Below are 21,172 nucleotides of genomic sequence, written 5' to 3'. Positions count from 1 at the left end.
TAAGTGCGGCGGGCACGTTACCGTCCTGGCCGTGGGCGGTACTTCGCGTGCTTTGGTGAAGTTTGTCGTGGCCTCGGTCGCGATCGGAACGGTGGCGGCGGCCTGCGCCGCCCCCCAGGAACAGACCGGCGAGGACGGCATCGTCCTCGCCGACCCCTACGAGGACGAGTCGCTGCACCCGCTGATGGGGTTCGCCGAAGACGGCAAGGGCAAGATCTTCGACGGCCTGGTGACGCACGACGCGCGGCGCCGCCCGCAGCCGGCACTGGCCGCGGCCGTGCCCGCGCCGTCGGCGGACGGGAAGACCTGGACGGTGCGGCTGCGTCCCGGCGTCACCTTCCACGACGGGTCGGCCTTCGGCCCCGAGGACGTCGTCGCGACCTACCGGACGCTGCTGGACCCGAAGGCCGCGTCGCCGGTGGCCTCCTCGTTCCGGATGCTGGAGGAGGTCCGGCAGGCCGGGCCGGACTCGGTGGAGTTCCGGCTGCGGCACCCGTACGCGCCGTTCGTGCACAGGCTCCTCCTGGGCATCGTGCCGTCGGAGGCGCTGGCCGGCGGCGGCAGACTGGAGTCGTCGGCGTTCAACGCCCGGCCGGTGGGCACCGGGCCGTACCGGTTCGCCGAGTGGCGGCGGGGCGAGCGGCTGGTGCTCACCGCCAACGACCGCTACTGGGGCGGGGCCCCGCGGATCAAGAAGGTCACGGTGGTGTTCGTCCCGGACGACAACACCCGGGCCCAGCGGATGCGGCGCGGCGACTTCGACGGCACGGTGCTGCCGCCCGCGCTCGCCGGCACGTTCTCGCGCGTCGACGGCATGACCGTGCACGGCCACGACAGCGCCGACTACCGCGGCGTGATGATGCCGCAGAAGAACCCGGTGACCGGCGACCTGGCGATCCGGCGGGCGCTGAACCTGGCCGTCGACCGGGACGGGATGATCCGGGCGCTGCTGGCCGGGCGCGGCGCGCCGGCCTACGGCCCGATCCCGCAGGTGCTGCGCGAGTTCGCCGACCCGTCGGCGGTCTTCCGGCACGACCCGGCCGAGGCGGGGCGGATCCTGGACGCGGCGGGCTGGCGGGCCGGGAGCGACGGCGTCCGGGCGCGCGACGGCCGCCCCGCACGGTTCAACCTCATGTATCCGGCGGAGGACTCGGTCCGCAGGGCCCTGGCCGGCGGGTTCGCCTCCGACGCGGCCAAGGTCGGCGTCAAGGTGGACCTGGTCGGGCTGGGCTGGGACGCGATCGAGCCGAGGATGGACCGGGACGCGGTCGTCATGGGCGGCGGCACGCCCTTCGATCCCGACCTGGTGGCCTACGGCGTGCTGCACTCCTCGCAGGCCGAGGACGGGTTCAACAACCCGGGCTCGTACCGGGACGCCACCGTGGACGCGGAACTGGACAAGGCTCGCCGCGCCACCGACCCGTCCGCCAGGGCCGAGGCGTACAGGGCGGTGCAGCGCAGGCTGACCGAGAACCCGCCGTGGGTGTTCCTGGTCTTCCTGGAGCACGCCTACGTGGTGCGCGGCCAGTGGTCGGGCTACCAGCCGGTCGTCGATCCCCACGTGCACGGCGTGCTGATGTGGGGGCCGTGGTGGAACCTCGAGAAGTGGTCCCCCCGCGCGTGAACGTTCTCAAGACGGAACCCCGCACGCGGCGGGGGCGGGCCGGGCTGATGGCGCTGCGGCGCGCGCTCGTGGCCGTGCCGCTGCTGCTGGTGGTGTCGGGAGTGGTGTTCCTGCTGGGCGCGGCCTCGCCGTTCGACCCGGTGCACCAGTACTACGGCACGCGCATCTTCACGGCCGCCGAGGCCGACATCGCGCGCACCCGCGCCGAGCTCGGCCTGAACGAGCCGATCTGGCGGCAGTACGCCGACTGGCTGGGCGGGGTCCTGACCGGCGACTGGGGGACCAGCCGCAGCTTCGGCCAGCCCGTGGGCGAGGTGGTGTCGCAGCGGTTGCCGTGGACGCTGCTGCTGGCGGGCACCGGCCTCACCCTGGCCGTGGCGATCGCGCTGACGCTCGGTGTGGTCTCGGCGTGGCGGCAGGGCGGCTGGGTCGACCGCTTCACCGTCACCGTGGCGCACGCACTGGAAGGTCTGCCGACCTTCCTGCTCGGCCTGGGCGCGATCGCCGTGTTCGCGGTCGCGCTGCCGCTGCTGCCCGCGGGCGGTATCAGCGACGCCACGGGGACCGCCGGGTTCGCCTCCACCGCGCGCCATCTGGCCCTGCCCGCGCTCGTCCTGGCGGTCGCGCAGCTGCCCTGGCTGATCCTGACCGTCCGGCAGCAGATGCTGGTCGGGCTCGCCGACGACCACGTGACCGCGGCGCGCTCGCGCGGCCTGCCCGAACGCGGGGTCGTGCTGCGGCACGGGCTGCCGACGGCGCTGCTGCCGTTCGTGACCACGGTCGGCACCCGCCTCCCCGAACTGGTGACCGGCGTGGTGCTGGTCGAGGAGGTGTTCTCCTGGCCCGGCGTGGCCGGGGCGATGGTCAAGGCCGGCCTGAACGTCGACTTCCCGCTGCTGGTGGCGCTCACCCTGCTGGCGACCGCCGCCGTCCTGGCCGGCAACCTGTGCGCCGACGTCGCCGTCCTGCTGATCGATCCGAGAGCGTCCGCCGATGGGTGAGGCCATGAACGAGCAGACCGCCGGGGGCCGCCCCCGGCTCCAGGAGTGGCGACCCGCGGGCCGGCGCAGACCCGGCGGCACGGCCCGTCCGGGCGCCGCCGCCTCCGCCCGCGCGCGCGTCCTGGCCGCGGTCGCGGTCCTGGTGCCGCTGGTCGCCGCCGTCGCGGTGCTGCCGCTGATGGCGGGGGACGCCGCGACCGGCGCGGTCGACTACGACGCCGTCCGGCAGGCCCCCGGGCCGGGCCACCTCTTCGGCACCGACGACTCCGGGCGCGACGTCCTGACCCGCACCGCCGCCGGAGCCCGCGTCTCCCTGATCGTCGCCGTCACCTGCGCCCTGGTGGCGACGGTGCTCGGCACCCTGGTGGGCGCCGCCTCGGGCGCGGCCGGCGGCGCCGTCGACGCGATCGTCATGCGGCTGGTGGACGGCGTCAACGCGGTGCCCCACCTCCTCCTGGGCATCCTCATCGTGGCGCTGTACCGCGGCTCGCTGTGGGCGGTCATCGCCTCCATCGCGCTGACGCACTGGACGACCGTGGCCCGGATCGTCCGCGCCGAGGTGCTGTCGCTGCGCTCCCGCCCGTACATCGACGCGGCCATCTCGGGCGGCGCGTCCAGGATCGCCGTGCTCACCCGCCACCTGCTCCCGGCGGTCGCCCCGCAGTCGGCGCTGGCGGCGGTGCTGCTGCTGCCGCACGCGGTCTGGCACGAGACCGCTCTCAGCTTCCTGGGACTCGGCCTCCCCCCGCACCTGCCCAGCCTGGGGACCATGGTCGCCGACAGCCGCGACGACGTGCTGCTGGGCGCCTGGTGGACGATCGCCGCGCCCGCCGGGGTGCTGGTCGCGGTGACGCTGGCGGTCGCGGGCCTGGCGGGCTGGTGGAGGGACCGGATCGTCCCCCGGCGCCGCTCGGAGCTGGCCCTGTGACCGGCCCGGGTCCGCTGCTGAGCGCCCGGGACCTGTCGGTCCGGTTCCGGTTGCGCGACTCGGTCGTGCAGGCCGTCACCGACGTGTCGTTCGAGCTGCGGCCCGGCCGGCTGCTCGCGCTCGTCGGGGAGAGCGGCTGCGGCAAGAGCGTCCTCGCCTCCGCCCTGCTCGGGCTGCTCCCCGGCAACGCCGAGATACGCGGCGAGGTCTGGCTGCACACCGGCTCCGAACCCGTGGAACTCACCTCGGCGCCCGAACGCGTGCTCGCCCGCCAGGTGCGCGGACGGCGCGTCGCGCTGGTGCCGCAGTCGGCGGCCACCGCCCTGACCCCCGTCCGCACGGTCCGCGCCCAGCTCGTCGAGACCCTGCGCGAACTGCGTCCCGGCAAAGGCGACCGGCACCGGGAGGCCGACGCCCTCGCCGAACGCGTCGGCCTCGCCCCGGGCGCCCTCGACCACTACCCGCACGAACTGTCGGGAGGCATGATCCAGCGCGCGGTGCTCGCCTTCGCCCTCGCCGCCGACCCCGACGTCGTCCTCGCCGACGAACCCACCTCCGGCCTGGACCGGCCCCTGGTCGACCGCACCGTGGACGCCCTGCGCGGCATCGCCGAGGACGGCCGCGCCGTCCTGCTCATCACCCACGACATCGCCGCCGCCGAACGCGCCGCGACCGACGTCGCGGTGATGTACGCCTCCAGGATCGTCGAGCAGGGCCCGGCCGCCGACGTGTTCGGCGACCCCTGGCACCCCTACACGCGGGGCCTGCTCGCCGCCACCCCCGCCCGCGGCCTGCACCCCCTGCCCGGACATCCGCCCAACCTCTCCGACCTCCCCGCCGGCTGCGCCTTCCGCCCCCGCTGCCCCCGCCGCGACACCTGCACCGGCGACCCCGCCCTCGCCGGCCTGCCCGGGCCCCGCGCCCTCGCCTGCGCCCGCCCCCCGAACGGAGACCGGCCATGCTGAGCGCCACCGCCCTGACCGCCGGCTACGGCCGCGGCCCCGACGTCCTGACCGGCGTCTCGCTGACCCTCGAACCCGGCCGCGTCATCGGCGTCCAGGGCCCCAGCGGGTGCGGCAAGTCCACGCTCATCCGCGTGCTCGCCCTCCTGCACCCGCCCCGCGGCGGAAGCGTCCACCTGGACGGGGAGCCCGTCCGCCGGTTCCGCTACGCCGCGCCCGCCGCCCAGCGCCGCCGCGTCGGGGTCGTCTTCCAGCATCCGCGCGCCGCCGCCGACCCCCGCCACACCCTGCGGCGCATCGTGTCCGCCCACCTCCCGCCGTCGGCGCCCGACGGCGAGACCGAGCGGCTGGCCGACCTCGTCGGGCTCACCCCCGACCTGCTGCGCCGCAGGCCCCACGAGGTCAGCGACGGCCAGCTCCAGCGCGCCTGCCTGGCCCGCACCCTCGGCGCCGGACCGCGCTACCTGCTCTGCGACGAGATGACCGCCATGCTCGACGCGTCCAGCGCCGCCACCCTCGTCCACCTCATCCGCGCCCAGGTCCGGCAGGACGCGCGCGCCGCCCTGATGGTCAGCCACGACTCCGCGCTCCTGGAGTCCTGCTGCGACCAGACCCTCCAGTGGCACGACCTCGCGGCGGTCACCGCGGGCTGAGCCGGACCACCGGGTACTCCCGGTCGGACTTGCCCTGGTACTTCGCGATGCGCGGCTGGGCGGTGGCGATGAGCCGCCACGCCCGCTCACGCTCGGCGCCGTCCAGATGATGCGGCGTCACCGGCACGGGGTCGCGGCCGGGCAGCTCGATCGCCGCCTGTTCGGGATGCGCCATCAGGTTGTCGAACCAGTCCGGGTTCCGGCTCCCGCCGCCCGACGCGACGATCAGCCGGTCGTCCGCACCGTCGGCGAACCACGCCACGGGCGTCTCCCGCCGCTGCCCGCTCCGGCTGCCCACCGTGTTCAGGATCAGGACGTCCATGCCCATGAACGTGCCGCGCCCCCGCCGCACCTTGCGGTTCATCCGGGCGTTCGCCCGGTGCTGCATCCACCGCGAGAACGCCCCGGGCGTACCGGGCCTGCGCGCCTGCTGCTTCGCCGTCATCACTGCCTCCAGCCGGTCGACGAAAAGTCCATGCAGGTCACGCTAGGCGCGCCCCGGCCGCGGCCGCTTCTCGAATCCTGATCGGCTCAGAGGCTCCGGGCCGCGGTCTCGGCCTCCCAGATGGCGTTGAAGATGCGGCGGGGTGCCTGGGCGTCGCCGATCAGATGGACGTCCAGGCCGGTGCCGTCGAGCTCGCGGGCCAGCGCGTCGTCGGCGGCGTTGCCGAGGACGAGCACCACGCCGTCGATGTCGGTCAGCCGGGAGAGCTCGCCGGTGTGCACATCGGCGAGCGTGACGGTGTCCTCGTCGATTGCAGTGACCTCCACGTTGGGCGTGAACGTGACGCCGGCGCGGCGCAGCCGGCCGAACGCGAACGGCAGGTCGTGGGAGTCGGCGAACGCGTGGCCCAGCTGGGGGAAGGCGGAGACCACGTGCACCGCGTGGCGGCGTCCGGCCAGGTACTCGGCGGTGGCGAACGCCTGCCGGTCGCCGGTGTCGTCCACGACCAGGATCCGGTGCGGCGGGGTCTCGCCGCCGGACAGGATCTGCGCCGGGGTGTAGACGTTCCACTGGCCGGAGCCCGGCAGGGCGGCTGCGTCGGCGGCCCAGCGCGCGGGCCGCCGGGCCGTCCAGCCGTGCCGGACGGGGGTGGAGCCGGTGGCGACGATGACCGCGTCGTACCGGTCGAGGAGGTCGTCGGCGGTGGCCCGGTGCCGGAGGCGGATCTCGGCCTTGGTGCGCCGGAGCCGGTCGGCCAGCCAGTCGGTGACGCCGGACCACTCCCGGTAGGACGCCGCCTGCGCGAGGAGGTTGACCTGCCCGCCGAGGGCGCCGCTCTGCTCGAAGAGGGTGACCCGGTGCCCCAGGTCGGTGGCGCTGAGGGCGGCGCGCAGCCCGGCCGGGCCGCCGCCGACGACCGCCACCCGGCGGGACCGCCGCGGCCGCGCGTCGTCCTGGCGGAACTCGCGCTCGCGGCCCACGTGCGGGTTGTGGAGGCAGGTCACGGGGCCGCGGGCGAAGGACGCGACGCACCAGTTCGCGCCGACGCAGGGGCGGATGTCGTCGGGACGGCCCCGCTCGGCCTTGGCGGGCCACAGCGGGTCGGCGATGAGCTGGCGGGCCATGCCGACGAACTGCGCCTTGCCGGAGGCGAGGACGTCCTCGGCCATCTCCGGGGTCGTGATCCGGCCCACCGCCATGACCGGCACCGAGACCGCGGCGGTGATGTTGGCGGTGTCGGCGACCTCGTAGCCCGCGGGCCGCGCGGCGGAGGTGCCGTAGATCTGCATCCGGTCGAGGTAGGTGCCCTGCGTGGTGGAGATGTAGTCCAGGACGCCCCAGCCGTCGACCTCGGTCGCGATGCGCACCCAGTCCGCGTTGCGCAGGCCGTGCTCCACGTCGCCGTCGTCGCTGTTGAGGCGGATCCCGAGCACCCGGTCGGCGGGCACCGCCGCGCGCACCTCCTCGACGATGCGGCGCACGATGCGCAGCCGGTTCTCGAACGAGCCGCCGTACTCGTCGGTGCGGTGGTTGGTGGCGGGGGAGAGGAACTGGCCGAGCAGGTACCCGTGCGCCAGGCCGTGGATCTCGATGCCGTCGACGCCGCCCTCCACCGCGTGGCGGGCCGACAGGACGTAGTGCGCGACGATCTCGTCGATCTCCCGGCGGTCCATCGCGTGCGGCGTCTCCCGGTACACGGTGTCGGGCACCGGGCTGGGCGCCCAGGTCGGCAGCCGGGAGATGATGCCGTCGGTCTGGCGGCCGCGGTGCCACAGCTGCGCCATCAGCAGCGCGCCGTGCGGGTGGACGGCGGCGGCGACCTTGCGGTAGCTGTCCACCACCGCGGCGTCGTAGGCGTGGATGACGCCGCGCCGCGGCTGGGTCGTGGGGTGCACCGCCATCGCCTCCATGGTGATGACGGCGACGCCGCCGCGGGCGCGCTCGGCGTAGTAGTCGGCGCTGGCGTCGGCGAACGTCCCGTCGGTGGAGAACTCGGTGGCGTGCGCCGCCATCCAGACGCGGTTGCGCGCCGTTCGCGGTCCCAGCGCGATGGGGGAGAACAGGGTCGGATAGTCAGCGGGCAACGCGGGTGCCTCCCAACGGCTAGTGGCTCGCCAGCAACCGGCCGAAGCCGTCCATCTGGTCGGTGATGCCGTTGCTCCGCAGCGCGTGCCAGTACGTGGCCGTGTTGACGGCGATCACGGGGAGGCCCAGCCAGTGCTCGGCCTCGGCCGCCGTCCGTCCCATGCACAGGTTCGCGCCGAACTGGACGATCGCCCGCGGGCGCTTCTCCGCGATCTCCTTGAGCCCCTGGACGAGGGTCTCCCTGGGGGTGTGGGCGATCTGCACGGCGGTCGGGGCGCGCAGGTGGACCGCGGTGCTCAGCTCGTACCCGCAGCCCTCGACGAAACCGCGCAGGTGCTGTTCCGATCCGGGCTGGTACGGGGTCAGCACGCCGATCGGGCCCTCGTTGACGCCGACGGCGCGCAGGGCCGCCGGGATCGCCGCGCCCGCGTGCACCAGCTGCAGGTCGTCCCCGAACCTGGCGCGGAGCCGGTCGCGGATCGCGTCACCGGCCTTCGGGTCGCCCCAGACCGCCTCGATGGACACCCCGAGCACCACGAGCGCGGGCTCGCAGGTCAGCACCCGCTCCACCGCGTCGTCGACACCGGCGTCGATGTCCTGGACGAGCCCGGCGAAGTCCTCGTCGTCGTTCACGACCCAGTCCCGGATGTGGATCCGCGCGATGTGGTTGGTCACCCCGCGCGGACGCATGTCGTCGTATTCGGGCTGGACGATGGTGTTGACCGAGGGGGTCACCACCCCGATCTTCAGCCGCCAGCCCAACGGGTCGGTCATCGTCGGCTCCGTTCCGGTCGATCCACGCCCACCACCGAGGTTCCCATATTGCATACACCAGCCCGATACGCATGGGCAACAAGCGAGATTCTTGCGGTTTGTTCGGCGATATTGCATACAAGATGGGTGGAGCGAGAGTGTGGTGCGCACGGACGACGGGAGGCGCGGATGCGCTTGCAGGGCAAGGTCGCGGTCATCACGGGCGCGGGGTCGGGGATCGGCAGGGCCGCCGCGCACCGGTTCGCCGGCGAGGGGGCGAAGGTCGTCTGCGCCAGCGTCAGCGGCAGCGCGATCGACGTCGCCCGGGAGATCGGCGGCGCGGCGATCGGGCTCCGGACCGACGTCGCCGACGAGGCGGACGTGCGGCGCATGATCGCGACGGCGGAGGAGGAGTTCGGCCGGGTCGACGTCCTGGTGAACAACGCGGGGTTCGGCGGCGGGCTGAAGCCGCTGCACGAGCAGACCACCGAGACCTGGGACCGCGTGCACGGAGTGAACCTGCGGGGGGTCTTCTTCTGCATGAAGTACGGCATCATCTCGATGCGCGGCACCGGAGGCGGCTCGATCGTGAACGTCTCGTCGGCGACCGCGGTCGTCGGCTTCAAGCACCACGGCGTGTACGGGGCGGCCAAGGCGGGGGTGAACCAGCTGACCAAGGTCGCCGCCCTCGACTACGCCGACGACGGCATCCGCGTCAACGCGGTGTGCCCCGGAAGCATCTGGACCGGCCTGGTCGCGCGGTCCCGGGAGTTCCCGGAGCCGCCCCCGGGGACGTTCCGCATCCCCGGGATCCCCATGGACCGCTGGGGGCTGGCCGAGGAGATCGCCTCGGCGGCGCTGTTCCTGGCCTCCGACGAGGCCTCCTACATCACCGGGCTCCTGATGCCGGTGGACGGCGGCTACTCCGTCGGGTTCTCGGGCATGGGCGCCGAGAAGACCGGCGGCGCCGGCCTGTGAACCCGTCCCGGCCACCTTGCCTATCATTATTGCAAAACTTACAATGATTCCGACGGTGGCGGCGACAGGGCTGAGGTGAACCGGTGGCGGTGGAGCTGGGACTCAGTCCGGACATCCGGTGGGACAGCGCCGTCGGCGACCTGGTGGGGGCGGCCCGGCAGGCGGGGTTCTCGGCCCTGGGGCTGTCCGCCGAGTGGGTCGGCGCCGACGCGCCGGCCGTCTACGACGCGGCCGGGCTGCGCTGCCACGAACTGCTCGTCCTCATGGTGGACGGTGACGACGCGGCGACGCTGGCGGCCGCCGAGCAGCTGGCGCGGACGGCCGCCGCGGTGCGGGCGGAGTGGATCCCCACGCTCTTCTACACCGGGCTCACCGAGGAGACGGCCAAGGTGGTCGAGCGGTGCGCGGCGATGTTCGCCGACGCCGGCGCCGGGATGGCGGTCGAGTTCAGCCCGCTGGGACCGGTGTCCTCGATCAGGACGGGCCTGGAGGTCGTGGACGCCGCGGGCGCCGGCCGGGCCGGCCTCCTGATCGACTCGTGGCACTTCTCCTTCGGCGACAGCACCTGGGACGACCTGGCCCGCGTGCCGCTGGACCGGATCGCCTACGTCCAGTTCGCCGACGCGCCGCCGCCGGTGTCCGGCGACATCGCGGAGGAGACCTCGCAGCGCCGGGCGATGCCCGGGAACGGCGTCCTCGAACTCGACCGCTTCGCCTCCACCCTGCTCGGCCGCGGCTGGGAGGGCCTGGTCAGCGTCGAGGTCCTCAACACCGAACTGCTCGCCCTCCCGATGCCGGAGTTCGCCCGCCTCGCGCGCGACTCCGCGGCGCGCTACTGGTCGTGACACGCCGGGCCTGGACCCCTCCGGAGGCCCGTCCGAGAAGTCCGTTGCCGCTACGCTTCTGCGGACGCGACCGTTTTGATTTCCCTTTATAGGAAGCGCTCTCCATGACCGACACGCCCCCCTCCGTGGATCTGCGCACCGACGAGCCGCACCCCGCCCGGGTGTACGACTTCTACCTCGGCGGCAAGGACCATTTCGGCGCCGACCGCGAGTTCGGCCGGCGCATCCTCGGCATCTGCCCGCAGCTGCGGCCGCTGGCGCAGGCCAACCGCCGGTTCCTGGCCCGCTCCGTCGGCGTGCTCGCGCGCGAGCACGGGGTGCGGCAGTTCCTCGACCTCGGCACCGGGCTGCCGACCTCGCCCAACCTGCACGAGGTCGCCCAGGGCATCGCCCCCGAGTCCCGCGTGGTGTACGTCGACAACGACCCCATCGTGCTCGCCCACGCCCGCGCGCTGCTGACCAGCCGGCCGGAGGGGGCCACCGACTACATCGACTCCGACGTCGTCGACATCGACCGCATCGTGCGGGAGGCGGCCCGGACGCTCGACTTCAGCCGTCCGGTCGCCGTCAGCGCGCTGGCCCTGTTCCACTTCCTGCCCGATCCCCGGCCCGCCGACCTGCTGGCCCACCTCCGCGAGCGGCTCGTGCCCGGCAGCTTTCTGACGATCAGCCACGTGCTTCCGGCCCTGGAGGAGGTCGCCGAGGCGTACCAGGGGACGATGGGCCTGGGCACGCTGCGCGACCGCGACGAGATCACCGCCCTGTTCGGCGACTTCGAGTTCCTGGAGCCGGGCCTGGTCGACCCGTTCCGGTGGCGGCCGGAGCTGGAGCCCGCCGAGCAGGAGCCCGGCGACGAGATCGCGAACCTGGGGGCCTGCGCGGTCGCCCGCCGCCCGTAGGAACGATCCCTCCCCGCTCCGCGGCGAGGTGTCCTGGGAATGTCGCGTGCGGACGCCGGCCTCTTCTCGGAACGGCCATTCCGCACGGCCCTGACACGGTTTGCGTGACGGTCGTGCTCGCGCTCGGAAGCGCCGAGAGGGAAGATCTTTTGGCCGGCCCGCCGGGCCGCGCGGCGCCGCGGGACGACGGCGTCCCGCCGTCGTCGGGGCCGTTGAAACCCCTTCACCTGCGGAAATACTGTCCTTTTTTGGCGAGAACGATCTTCTACCGGCTTATGGACATACCAGCTTCTCCTGGTTACCATGACCCTGCCAGCGCCTCAGAGAAGGGCACACCCCGGCCCCGGAAAGTCACCTTGGCCCGCGCTGTGCAATAGCCGAAGACCATGTGATCCGAACCATTCCATCGGCAATTCCAGCTCCGGATTCCGCGGATTTCCCGCGCGCGACGTCCGAGCCGACTCCGGCAATCCCACCCCACGCCTGGAGAAGCCCATGTCCCTCTCGCCGGACAGCGTCACCCCACCCCGTGAGGACGCGCACACGCGCCTCCTCATCGTCCTGATCGTGATCGAGGTCTTCGCGGTCTTCGAGACCGCGATGGCGATCGCGGCCATCCCCACCTTCATGAAGGTCTTCGACGCCGACGCCGCCGCCGTCGGCTGGACCACCACCGCCTACCTGCTGGTGGGGGCCGCCGTCGCCGCCACAGCCGGGCGCCTGGGCGACATCTTCGGCCGCAAGAACGTCCTGGTGACCGTGCTGTGCGTCGCGGCCTGCGGCTCCTTCATCAGCGTGCTGGCCACCGACCTGTGGATGGTGGTGCTGGGCCGCGGCGTGCAGGGCGTGGCCGCCGGCGCGCTGCCGCTGTCGTTCGGGCTGGTCCGCGAGCTGCTGCCGGAGCGGCGGGTGCCGCTGGCGATCGCGCTGCTCGGCGGGATCGTCCCGATCTGCGCCGGAGCCGGGGGGCTGCTGGCCGGGGTGCTGATCGACCACAGCGGCTGGCGCCTGATGTTCATGGTGGCCACCGGGATGGGCGCCGCCGCGGTGCTCACCACGCTGGCCGGGCTGCCGCGCACGCCCGGGATCAGGCCCCGCCCCCCGGTCGACATCGCCGGTGCCGTGCTGCTCGTCCCGGCGAGCGGCGGCCTGCTGTTCGGCGTCACCCAGGGCGAGGACTGGGGCTGGACCGACGGGCGGGTGCTCGCCTCGCTGCTGGTCGGGCTGGCGTCGCTGGCCGCCTGGGTGTGGTGGGAGCGGCGCGTCCGCGAGCCGATCGTGGACGTCCGGCAGTTCACCCACCGCAAGCTGGCGCTGACCACGCTGGCGACGATCGCGATCGGGGTGGGGCCGATGGGGGCGGCCTCCATCCTGGGGCACATCATCCTGCAGCTGCCCGCGTCCGCGCCGGTCGGGCACGGCCTCTCGGTCACCGAAGCCGGCTTCGTGCTGCTGATCGCCGCGGTGGTCGGCTACGGCGGCTCGGCGCTGAGCGGGCGGATCGCCCAGGTGGTGGGCGCCCGCTGGTCGATGGTGATCGCGTGCGTGCTCTACCTCGTCGGGGCCGGTCTGCTGATGGTGACGGTGCAGAGCCTGGTGGGCGCCTCGATCTGCCTGGGCCTGCTCAGCGTGGGCTCGGCGTTCGCCTTCACCGCGATGCCGAACCTGGTCGTGGAGGTGGTGCCGGCCGAGCAGACCGGCGCGGCGACCGGCATGAACCGGGTGATCATGAACGTGTCGATCGCCACCGGACTGTCCCTGGCCTCGGTGATCATGGCCACCTCCACCGCGCCGGGCACCCACCTGCCGACCGAGGCGGCGCTGACGTCGGTGTGCCTGTTCATGATCGGCGCCACCCTGGTGTGCCTGCTCATCACCGCGTTCATCGCCAACGCCGGGCGGGCGGGCGTGAGACGCGAGCCGACGCCGGATCTCGGCGGCGCCAAGCAGGCGGCCGCCTGACCGGACCTCCCCCATGTAGCGAACATTTTCGCAGGTAGCAGACGGCGTCCCGCGCCCTGGTGCGCGGGACGCCGCCGTCTCGCATCGCCGCCGCGCCCGCCGGCGGCGATGCGAGACATTCTTTTTGCGCCCCTTGACAACTTCTGTCGCCGGTGTTCCCCTCGTTTAGGGAACAGCGTTCTCTAAACCAGGGAGGCGATGTGACGGAGCGGGCGCTGCGGCTCACCGGAATCGGCGGGCAGGGCGTGCAACTGGCGGCCCGGACACTGGGCGTGGCCGCGGCTTCGCAAGGGCTCTCGGCGATGGTGTTCGGCGAGTACGCGGGCATGATGCGCGGCGGCAACACCGACGCCACGGTGGTGATCGGCACCCGGCGGCTCGTGACGCCGCCGACGGTGTCGCGCCCATGGGGTGCGATCGCCATGCACCACGAGTTCTGGGCCGACGTGGAACGGCGGATGTCGCCCGGCGGCGTCGTGATCGTGGACGGCAGCGTCTTCCGGGGCGAGCCGGCCCGCGACGACCTGATCGTGGTCACGGTCGAGGCCACCGCGGCGGCGACCGGCCTCGGCAACGCCCGCGGCGGCTCGATGGTGACGCTGGGGGCGCTGGCGGCGGCCACCGGCGTGGTCACCGTGGAGTCGCTCGAAGCGGCCGCCGGGGAGGTGCTGCCGTCCTACCGGGCCCAGCACGCCGAGGCCAACGCCGCCGCCATCCGCGCGGGCTACGAACTCGTGGCCGAGCGCGCCACCGAGGCCTGGCCGGACGAGAAGCGGGAAGCCGAAGTGGGGGCGGGACGATGACGGAACCGATCGTCACCAAGGGCACGGTGGTCATCGACGTCGAGCGCTGCAAGGGCTGCGAGCTGTGCATCGACGCCTGCCCGCCCGACGTCCTCGCGATGACGGTGCACGAGCGCAACGAGATGGGGTTCCAGTACCCGCTGCTCGTCGAGGGCTGCATCGCGTGCCGCGCGTGCGCCAAGGTCTGCCCCGACTACGTGTTCCAGGTGTGGAAGTACGACGAGCCCGTCGTCACCACGGTCGACGCCGAGGAGGGCGAGTGATGGCGCCGCGTCTTGCCGAAGGGGCCGAGACGATCGCGGAGGCGATGGTCGCGGCGGGATGCCGCTTCTTCGCGGGCTACCCGATGACACCGTTCACCGAGGTCCTGGAGCACATGGCCCGCCTCCTGCCGGACGCCGGCGGCACCTGCGTCAACGCCGAGAGCGAGCTGGAGGCGATCGGCATGACGTGGGGCGCGGCGGCCGCCGGCGCCCGCGCCGCGACCGGCTCGGTCGGGCAGGGCCTGTCGCTGATGCAGGAGTCGATCTCCGAGCTGTGCCGCGCCCAGGTGCCGCTCGTCGTGCTGAACATGTCCCGCGGCCAGACGGACTACTTCCAGAGCACCCGGGGCGGCGGCCACGGCGACTACCGCCACCCCGTCCTGGCCCCGGTGGACGCGCCGGAGGCGGCCGAGCTGGTCCAGTACGCCTTCCACCTGGCCGACCAGTGGCGCAATCCGGTGCTGCTCTACGGCGACTACTACCTGGCGCACGTCCAGGAGTCCGTCGAGGTGCGGCCGCTGGACTTCGGGCCGCTGCCGCCGAAGGACTGGTGCGTGGACGGATCCGCCGCCGGCACCGGCAACTCCAAACTGGTGTCGCCGCTGTCGCGCGACAAGGCCCGGATGGAGGGCGAGGGCGGGTACGGCGCCCACCTCGCCTTCGTGGCGGAGCGGATGTCGGCCATGGCCGCCGGGATCACGCCGATGGTCGAGACCGGCTTCGTGGACGACGCCGAGTTCGTCGTCGTCTCCTTCGGCACGGCCGCCCGCTACGTCCGGTATGTCGTCGGGCTGCTCCGCGAGGAGGGGCTCCCCATCGGGTTCGTCCGCCCCATCACCCTGTGGCCCTTCCCGAGCGAGACCGTCGCCGAGGTCGCCGCCCGCGCCCGGACGGTCGCCGTCTACGAGCTCAACAACGGGCAGATGGTCGAGGACGTGCGGCTCGCGGTCAACGGCCGCGCCCCGGTGCGGTTCATCGGCGACCTGACCCTGGACATGTCCGGTTTCGGCATCTCCCCCGACTACGACGTGGAACGGCTGTCGGAGCGGCTCCGCACGGCGTTCGACGCCGAGACGCGAAAGGTGTGACCACGTGAAGATCGTGCCCACCGACCAGGCGCCCGCCGCCCCGGCCCGGCTGCTCGAGGACTTCGCGCCCGCCCTGGTGCGCAACGAGGCGCACCACCTCTGCCCCGGCTGCGGCGAGCCGATCGTCATGCGCGCCATCGCGGAGATGATCTCCGAGCTCAAGATCGCGTCCAGGGCGATCGGGGTGGTCGGGATCGGCTGCTACACCGGGTTCTCCACCGCCGCCGACATCGACATCGTGCAGGCCCTGCACGGCCGGGCGCCGTCGCTGGCGACCGGGGTCAAGCGGGTGCGGCCGGACTCCTTCGTCTTCACGCTGCAGGGCGACGGCGACATGGTGAACGAGGGCCTGCAGGAGATCCTGCACACGGCGGCGCGCGCCGAGCGGGTGACCGCGATCCTCGTCAACAACGGCGTCTTCGGCGAGACCGGCGGCCACATGACCGCGGCGAGCGTGCTCGGCCAGCGCACGAAGAACACGCTCGAAGGACGCGACGCGGCGCAGCACGGGTTCCCCATTCCGATCGCCGACCTCCTCGCCCGGCTCGAAGGCGTCGCCTACGTGGCCCGCGGCGCGGTCAACAACGCCGCCAACGTCACCCGCACCCGGCGCGCGCTCCGCCGGGCCTTCGAACTGCAGGAGGCCGGCGCGGGGTTCACCTTCGTGGAGGTCCTCACCATGTGCCCGACCGGATGGTTCCTGGAGACCCGGCAGGCGCCGGACTACCTCGACGACAAGCTGGCCGCCACCTACAAGCTGGGCGTACTCAAAGACCTCTCCGCGTCCTCGGGCTGATGAGCGAGCTGCTGCTGCACGAGGCGTTCCTCGCCGCCGCCGCGCGCCACCCCGGGCGCGTGGCGGCGTCCCGGGGCGGCGAGTCGGTGACCTACGCGCAGGTGGCGGAGGCCGTCGAACGGTGCGCCCGCGCCCTCGCCGCGGCGGGCGTCCGCCGCTCGGACCGCGTGGTCTGGCGGGGCGAGACCCATCTCGACCTCGTCCCGCTCTTCTTCGCCACGGCCGCGCTCGGCGCCGTGTTCGCCCCGATGAGCCCGAAGCTCACCGGCGACGAGGCACGGGCCGTGCTCGACCTGGCCGATCCCAGGCTCGTCATCTCCGGCGAGGGGTACGACGGCGACCTGCGGCTCGCGGACGTGACGCGCTCGCCCGCCGCGTCCGGCATCGACCGCGCCGGCCGGGCCGGGCCGCGGGAGACCGACGGCCACGTCATGTACTTCACCAGCGGGACGACCGGGCTGCCCAAGGCGATCGTGCTGTCCCACCGCACCACGATGATCCGGGCCCTGTCCGCCCTGTCGGACTTCCCGACCGGGCCCCTGGTCTCGATGTTCCCCCTCTTCCACATGGCCGGCTGGAGCAGCGCCATCGGCCCGTGGCTGTGCGGGGACGAGGTCGTCCTCGCCGACGGGGGCGGCGCCGAGGACCTGGTGCGGGCCATCGAACGGCGCCGGGCCCACAGCTTCTACGCCATCCCCGCGGTCTGGCGGCGGATCCTGGACCTCGACCTGACCGGGTTCGAGCTGGGGTCCCTCCGGCGGGCCGACACGGGCACGTCCGCGACGACGCCCGAGCTGCTCGCCGGCATCCACGCGGCCCTGCCGCGGACCACCACGACGATCACCTACGGGTCCACCGAGGCGGCCGGCGTGTGCCGGCTGCCGTTCGAGGACGTCCGGCGCAAGCCGGGCAGCGTCGGCCCGCCGGTGCCCGGGGTGCGCGTCCGGGTCGAGGACGGCGAGCTGTGGGTCAGGAGCCCGTTCCTGTTCGACGGCTACCACCGCGACGAGCGGGCCACCCGGGCCGCGCTGGTGGACGGCTGGTACCGGACGGGCGAACTGGCCGAGATCGACGGCGAGGGCTACATTTCCATCGTGGGCCGAGTCAGCGACATGATCCGCAGTGGCGGGGAGAGCATCGCCCCGGCCGAGGTCGACGGCGTGATCGCGACCCATCCGGCCGTCCTGGACGCGGCGGTGGCGGGGGTGCCGCACGACGACTGGGGCGAGATCGTCACGGCGTTCGTCGTCCCGCGCCCCGGGGCCTCGCTCAGCCTGCCCGAGCTCCAGCGGCACTGCGACGGCCGCCTCGCCCGGTTCAAGGTCCCCAGGCGGCTGGTCGTGGTGGACGCCATCCCGCGCACCGGCGCCACCCGGCAGGTCCAGCGGCGTCAACTGGCGGCCGGGGCATGAGCCCTCGCCCCCGCCTGCGGGAGGACGAGAAGGAGGAGTACGCCCGGCGCCTGATCGAGGCCGCGTTCCGGGTCATCGCCGCCACGTCCGACAGCGAACCGGCGGTCCGGGCGATCCTGCGCGAGGCGGGCCTGTCGCAGCAGGCGTTCTACCGGTGCTTCTCGTCCAAGGACGACCTCCTGGACGCGGTGCTGGCCGAGGGGCGCCGGCTCCTGGTCGAGCATCTCACCCGGCGCATGTCCCGGGAACCGACGCCCGAAGGCAGGATCCGGGCCTGGGTGGGCGGGGTGATGCAGCAGGCGGAGGCCAAGTACGCGGCCGACCGGACGCGGCCGTTCGTGGCCGGCACCGGGCGGCGCGGGGCCGCGGACCCGACCGAGGCCACCGAGACCGAGCGGCAGCTGGGCGGCCTGCTGGAGGAGGTCATCGCGGCGGGCAACGCCGACGGCTCGTGGGCCTGCGCCGACCCCGCCGGCGCCGCCCTGATCATCCATGACTTCGTCCTCGCCAGCCTGCGCCGCCACCTGATCAACGGCGTCGCGCCCTCGCGCAGCACTTCACAAGACCTCGCCGACTTCGCGCTCCGCGCGCTGCGGGGCCGGCCGGACGACCGGACGGCGTGATCAGGACGGGCCCTCCCCGCCCCGTTCCGGGCTCGGCGCGCCGAGGCCGTCGCTCAGCTGCCGGGACGCCGCGAGCAGCGCCGCGGCGATGTCGGGCACCTCGGCGTCGTGGTCGGTCTCGAAGATGACGCCCATCAGGGCGGCCACCCGGCCGTCGGCGCCGAAGACGGGGGCGGAGACGAACGAGTGCCGGACGGTGCGCGACTCGACGCGGGCCACCCGCACCAGCTCGTCCTGGGCCAGCGCCTGCTCCATCGGCCGCCGCCGCTCCTCGGGCAGGTCGGCGAGGCCCGATTCGAGGTCGCGGCGGGTGAAGGAGTCGAGCACGATGCCGTAGCCGAGCGTCCGCACGCTGGCGGCCGCCTCCCGCAGCCGCGTCTCGCCCTCGCGTCCGATCCCGGGTGCGCGCGCGATCCACCGGTCGAGCTCGGCATCGTCCCAGGCCGCGAACGCCAGGCCGTTCGGGGGCGCGAGCGGGAACGCCTGCCCCTCCATCATCGTCGCCGACAGCAGGAACGGCGGGCCGACGCGGCCGACGTTGACCAGCTGGTCTCCGGCGGGCAGGTAGCCGATCACCTCGCAGCCGGTCTCCTGGTACAGGCGGCGCGTGGCGGCCCGCAGCAGCCCCACCACCGCGGCCCCCCGCTGCGCCGCGGCGCCGATCGGGATGAGGCCGGCGCCGAGGGTGTAACCGCTCTCGGTGCGCCGGACCCAGTTCGGCGGTTCGAGGGCCAGCAGGACCGCCTGGCAGGTCGCCCGGCTCTGCCCCAGCCTCCGGGCCAGGTCGGCGACGGCGAACACCTCGCCCGGATGGTCGGCGAGGAACCGGACGATCTCGACACCGCGCTGCGCCGACGGTGCGGGTTGCAATGCCATCACGCGGTCGACCCTAACGGCGGATCGAGCGCTCGATCATGCCATAGGACTCCTCGCCGTCCCACCGGTACCTGGCGATGCCCTGCTGCAGGTCGGGGAAGGTCCTGCCGCCGCCGATGGGGCGTTCCGGCGTGAACGCGGAGGCGAAGGTCTCCGCCTCGATGGCGATATCGCCCTCGGGAGCGCGCAGGGTGAACGAGACGTCCTCGCCGCCGGACCGCATGTCCCCCAGCCATGGCGTGTCGACGACGCGGGCCGGCAGGACGGCGCCGCCGTCCAGCACCCAGCCCTCGTGGTACTTCACCGACCCGTCGGGCCGCGGCCGGTAGTGGATGAAGCCGAAGGCCCGGCCGCCCGGGAAGAGCGCCGACTGCCAGCAGTGCCCGAAGAAGTCGGCGTAGTCGCTGCGGCCGCCGCCCTTGCGGTGGATGCGCAGCCCTCCGCCCTCGAACCCGGTCGTGACGCCGTCGATGCTCACCGTTCCGGTCGCGGTGAAGAGCTGCTCGAACCGCTGCTCGCCGGGGATGAACCGTCCTTCCGGATCGTGGGTGCCCTGCACCCAGGGGGGAGCGGCCATGCGGCCGTCCACCTCGATCCTGAGCGGGACGGTCGCCGCGGCGGTCAGCGCCGCCCCCCGCGCGGCGCGGCCGGCGATCTGGTCCGGCACGGTCGTGGGAGCGGCATGGCCGTCGAAGACCAGCCGCCAGTGGGTGAACGGCTCGACGCACACGAACCGCAGCGGCCCGGTCCCCAGGACCCTGGGGAGACCGCGCCCGTCGGCCGCCGGCAGCGCCGGATGCTCCGCGTGGGCGACGAGGACCCGTCCGTCGGGGAAGGCCAGGTTCAGCGAGAGGTACCGGGACTCGTCCCAGGTGGCGCCGACCGCCTCGACGCCGATCCGGGGGAGGGCGAGCCGTCCGGCGCCGTCCCAGATCCACATCGACACGCCCTCGCGGTAGGCGGGGGAGCCCGGGGTCTCCGCGGTCACCTCGTCGGCTTCGGGCGGCATGCCGCCGGTGAGATCGAGGGTCATGCCGCGATCCCGGTGAGCGCGCCGAACCGGTCGATGTACCCTCCGAACGCCCGCCGGATCCGCTCGGCGCTCAGGCCGAAGTCCTCCGGCGCGTAGACGTGCCGGCCCCGGTCCCCGCGCCGGTTCGCGGCCGCCCAGGCGGCCATCGCCGCCCGGACCTGCGCGGTGAGGGCCAGGCCGAGGAAGTCGTAGATCCGCTCGGCGGCGCCGAGGGGATCGTTCTCGATCTCGTGCTGCCCGACGTCCAGGAAGCGCTCCTCGCCGAGCCTCCGCCGCTCCGCGATCGCCCGGAGGGTGCCTTCGGCGAAGTGCTCGAGGAGATCGCGGCCGAGGTCGCGGGGGTCCTGGACCCGCGCGGGCACCGCGCCCTTCTGGGAACTGGCGACGGTGCTGCACGCCGACGCGAGCGCCACCGCCGGGTCGCGGTGCGTCATGACGAAGCGGACGTCGGGATACCGCTCGGCGAGCCTGGCCACCTGGAAGAGGTAGGCCGGGGCCTTCAGCAGCCACCGGCACGAGGCCGAGTGCGAGTGGAGCAGCCGCAGCACCCGCTCGTGGTAGGCGAACGTGCTGGTCAGGTCGGCGTCGCGCCACCACCGGGTGTACGACGGCAGCGGGAGCAGGAGGTCCTGGTTGTGGAAGTGCAGGCCGAGCGGGCCGACGTCCTCCACCGGTCCGTCGACGGTCTTGATGTGGCGGACGTTCCCGCGGCCGTTCGCCGCCGCCCGCCGGGGGTCGTCGCTCTCGGTCGCGGCGACCGGCGGAGGGACCGGGTCCCCGCTCTCCCAGGCCCGCAGGTACCGGAACCGCGGGTCGACGGCCAGCAGGTAGTGGAGGGCGGTCGTGCCCGTCCGGGGCAGTCCGAGGATCACCACCGGGCCCTCGACCCGGGGGATCTCCGCCTCGTCGTGCCGCGCGTACCAGTGTTCGATGCGCAGGCGGTTGACCAGCCGCCCGAGGATGATCGTCTCGATCGCCTCGGCGGCCCGCGGGTCGGACCCGATGTCGACCGGGACCGCGGCGAGCAGCCGGTCGAGGCCCTCCTGCCAGCCGTCCGGACCGAGATCCGCCAGCCCGGTGCGCTCGCGCGCCCGGTCGATGAGCAGTTCAGACGTGGAAACCATGGTTTCCCCCCAGAAGCAC

Annotated in this window: 21 protein-coding genes; 15 read left to right on the top strand and 6 right to left on the bottom strand. The window is 73.6% G+C overall.

Annotated features, from left to right (window positions below; all coding sequences use genetic code 11):
• Nucleotides 1-55: 55 nt before the first annotated feature.
• From ACZ466_RS09325 to ACZ466_RS09305, 5 genes are read left to right on the top strand one after another with little or no spacing between them, the layout of a single operon-like run.
• Nucleotides 56-1,624 carry an ABC transporter substrate-binding protein gene (locus ACZ466_RS09325; RefSeq protein WP_378285579.1) on the top strand — a complete coding sequence of 523 codons (1,569 nt, stop codon included), beginning with the start codon at nucleotides 56-58 and terminating at the stop codon, nucleotides 1,622-1,624.
• Nucleotides 1,621-2,625 (top strand): ABC transporter permease, encoded by a 1,005-nt coding sequence (locus ACZ466_RS09320; RefSeq protein ID WP_378285578.1) that lies wholly within the window; start codon nucleotides 1,621-1,623, stop codon nucleotides 2,623-2,625. Before ACZ466_RS09325 ends, ACZ466_RS09320 begins: the two co-directional genes overlap by 4 nt.
• A gap of 4 nt (nucleotides 2,626-2,629) precedes the next feature.
• Nucleotides 2,630-3,553 (top strand): ABC transporter permease, encoded by a 924-nt coding sequence (locus ACZ466_RS09315; protein WP_378285577.1) that lies wholly within the window; start codon nucleotides 2,630-2,632, stop codon nucleotides 3,551-3,553.
• Nucleotides 3,550-4,518: an ABC transporter ATP-binding protein gene (locus ACZ466_RS09310; RefSeq protein ID WP_378285576.1), complete on the top strand. Its 969-nt coding sequence runs from the start codon at nucleotides 3,550-3,552 to the stop codon at nucleotides 4,516-4,518. Before ACZ466_RS09315 ends, ACZ466_RS09310 begins: the two co-directional genes overlap by 4 nt.
• Nucleotides 4,512-5,168 carry an ABC transporter ATP-binding protein gene (locus ACZ466_RS09305; protein ID WP_378285575.1) on the top strand — a complete coding sequence of 219 codons (657 nt, stop codon included), beginning with the start codon at nucleotides 4,512-4,514 and terminating at the stop codon, nucleotides 5,166-5,168. Before ACZ466_RS09310 ends, ACZ466_RS09305 begins: the two co-directional genes overlap by 7 nt.
• On the opposite strand, the gene ACZ466_RS09300 is transcribed toward ACZ466_RS09305, so the two are convergent.
• From ACZ466_RS09300 to ACZ466_RS09290, 3 genes are all read right to left on the bottom strand, one after another.
• The gene (locus tag ACZ466_RS09300; protein ID WP_378285574.1) at nucleotides 5,155-5,613 is read right to left on the bottom strand and encodes a nitroreductase family deazaflavin-dependent oxidoreductase; all 459 of its coding nucleotides are present in this window, start codon (nucleotides 5,611-5,613) and stop codon (nucleotides 5,155-5,157) included. The genes ACZ466_RS09305 and ACZ466_RS09300 overlap by 14 nt on opposite strands.
• 86 nt (nucleotides 5,614-5,699) lie before the next feature.
• Entirely contained in the window at nucleotides 5,700-7,697 is a 1,998-nt protein-coding gene (locus tag ACZ466_RS09295; RefSeq protein WP_378285573.1) for an oxidoreductase, read from the bottom strand.
• Between the two features lie 19 nt (nucleotides 7,698-7,716).
• Entirely contained in the window at nucleotides 7,717-8,472 is a 756-nt protein-coding gene (locus ACZ466_RS09290; protein ID WP_378285572.1) for a maleate cis-trans isomerase family protein, read from the bottom strand.
• Nucleotides 8,473-8,640: 168 nt separating this feature from the next.
• On the opposite strand from ACZ466_RS09290, the gene ACZ466_RS09285 reads away from it, so the two are divergent.
• From ACZ466_RS09285 to ACZ466_RS09240, 10 genes are all read left to right on the top strand, one after another.
• A complete protein-coding gene (locus ACZ466_RS09285) occupies nucleotides 8,641-9,429 on the top strand; it encodes an SDR family NAD(P)-dependent oxidoreductase (RefSeq protein ID WP_378285571.1) in 789 nt (262 codons plus the stop codon).
• 83 nt (nucleotides 9,430-9,512) lie between these two features.
• Entirely contained in the window at nucleotides 9,513-10,274 is a 762-nt protein-coding gene (locus ACZ466_RS09280; protein WP_378285570.1) for a sugar phosphate isomerase/epimerase family protein, read from the top strand.
• Nucleotides 10,275-10,378: 104 nt separating this feature from the next.
• Nucleotides 10,379-11,173: an SAM-dependent methyltransferase gene (locus ACZ466_RS09275; protein ID WP_378285569.1), complete on the top strand. Its 795-nt coding sequence runs from the start codon at nucleotides 10,379-10,381 to the stop codon at nucleotides 11,171-11,173.
• A 495-nt stretch (nucleotides 11,174-11,668) separates the two neighbouring features.
• Entirely contained in the window at nucleotides 11,669-13,135 is a 1,467-nt protein-coding gene (locus tag ACZ466_RS09270; protein ID WP_378285568.1) for an MFS transporter, read from the top strand.
• A gap of 200 nt (nucleotides 13,136-13,335) precedes the next feature.
• A complete protein-coding gene (locus tag ACZ466_RS09265) occupies nucleotides 13,336-13,938 on the top strand; it encodes a 2-oxoacid:acceptor oxidoreductase family protein (RefSeq protein ID WP_378285567.1) in 603 nt (200 codons plus the stop codon).
• A complete protein-coding gene (locus ACZ466_RS09260) occupies nucleotides 13,935-14,201 on the top strand; it encodes a 4Fe-4S dicluster domain-containing protein (RefSeq protein ID WP_378285566.1) in 267 nt (88 codons plus the stop codon). The genes ACZ466_RS09265 and ACZ466_RS09260 overlap by 4 nt, the downstream gene beginning before the upstream one ends.
• Nucleotides 14,201-15,289 carry a hypothetical protein gene (locus ACZ466_RS09255; RefSeq protein ID WP_378285565.1) on the top strand — a complete coding sequence of 363 codons (1,089 nt, stop codon included), beginning with the start codon at nucleotides 14,201-14,203 and terminating at the stop codon, nucleotides 15,287-15,289. The genes ACZ466_RS09260 and ACZ466_RS09255 overlap by 1 nt, the downstream gene beginning before the upstream one ends.
• Before the next feature lie 4 nt (nucleotides 15,290-15,293).
• Complete coding sequence (locus tag ACZ466_RS09250; RefSeq protein WP_378285564.1) at nucleotides 15,294-16,085, top strand: thiamine pyrophosphate-dependent enzyme; 792 nt, start codon at nucleotides 15,294-15,296, stop codon at nucleotides 16,083-16,085.
• Nucleotides 16,085-17,497 carry a class I adenylate-forming enzyme family protein gene (locus ACZ466_RS09245; protein ID WP_378285563.1) on the top strand — a complete coding sequence of 471 codons (1,413 nt, stop codon included), beginning with the start codon at nucleotides 16,085-16,087 and terminating at the stop codon, nucleotides 17,495-17,497. The genes ACZ466_RS09250 and ACZ466_RS09245 overlap by 1 nt, the downstream gene beginning before the upstream one ends.
• Nucleotides 17,494-18,120, top strand: coding sequence for a TetR/AcrR family transcriptional regulator (locus ACZ466_RS09240; RefSeq protein ID WP_378285562.1), 627 nt, complete (start codon nucleotides 17,494-17,496; stop codon nucleotides 18,118-18,120). The genes ACZ466_RS09245 and ACZ466_RS09240 overlap by 4 nt, the downstream gene beginning before the upstream one ends.
• On the opposite strand, the gene ACZ466_RS09235 is transcribed toward ACZ466_RS09240, so the two are convergent.
• From ACZ466_RS09235 to ACZ466_RS09225, 3 genes are read right to left on the bottom strand one after another with little or no spacing between them, the layout of a single operon-like run.
• Nucleotides 18,121-18,996, bottom strand: coding sequence for a helix-turn-helix domain-containing protein (locus ACZ466_RS09235; protein WP_378285637.1), 876 nt, complete (start codon nucleotides 18,994-18,996; stop codon nucleotides 18,121-18,123).
• 13 nt (nucleotides 18,997-19,009) lie between these two features.
• Nucleotides 19,010-20,029, bottom strand: a complete 1,020-nt coding sequence (locus ACZ466_RS09230) for a DUF7064 domain-containing protein (protein ID WP_378285561.1) — start codon at nucleotides 20,027-20,029, stop codon at nucleotides 19,010-19,012.
• Nucleotides 20,026-21,153 carry a sulfotransferase family protein gene (locus ACZ466_RS09225; RefSeq protein ID WP_378285560.1) on the bottom strand — a complete coding sequence of 376 codons (1,128 nt, stop codon included), beginning with the start codon at nucleotides 21,151-21,153 and terminating at the stop codon, nucleotides 20,026-20,028. Before ACZ466_RS09225 ends, ACZ466_RS09230 begins: the two co-directional genes overlap by 4 nt.
• Nucleotides 21,154-21,172 lie beyond the last annotated feature (19 nt).

The organism is Actinomadura rugatobispora, from assembly GCF_055379765.1.
The sequence above is the reverse complement of the archived record's forward strand: the minus strand, read 5'-3'. Positions and strand labels throughout refer to the sequence as shown.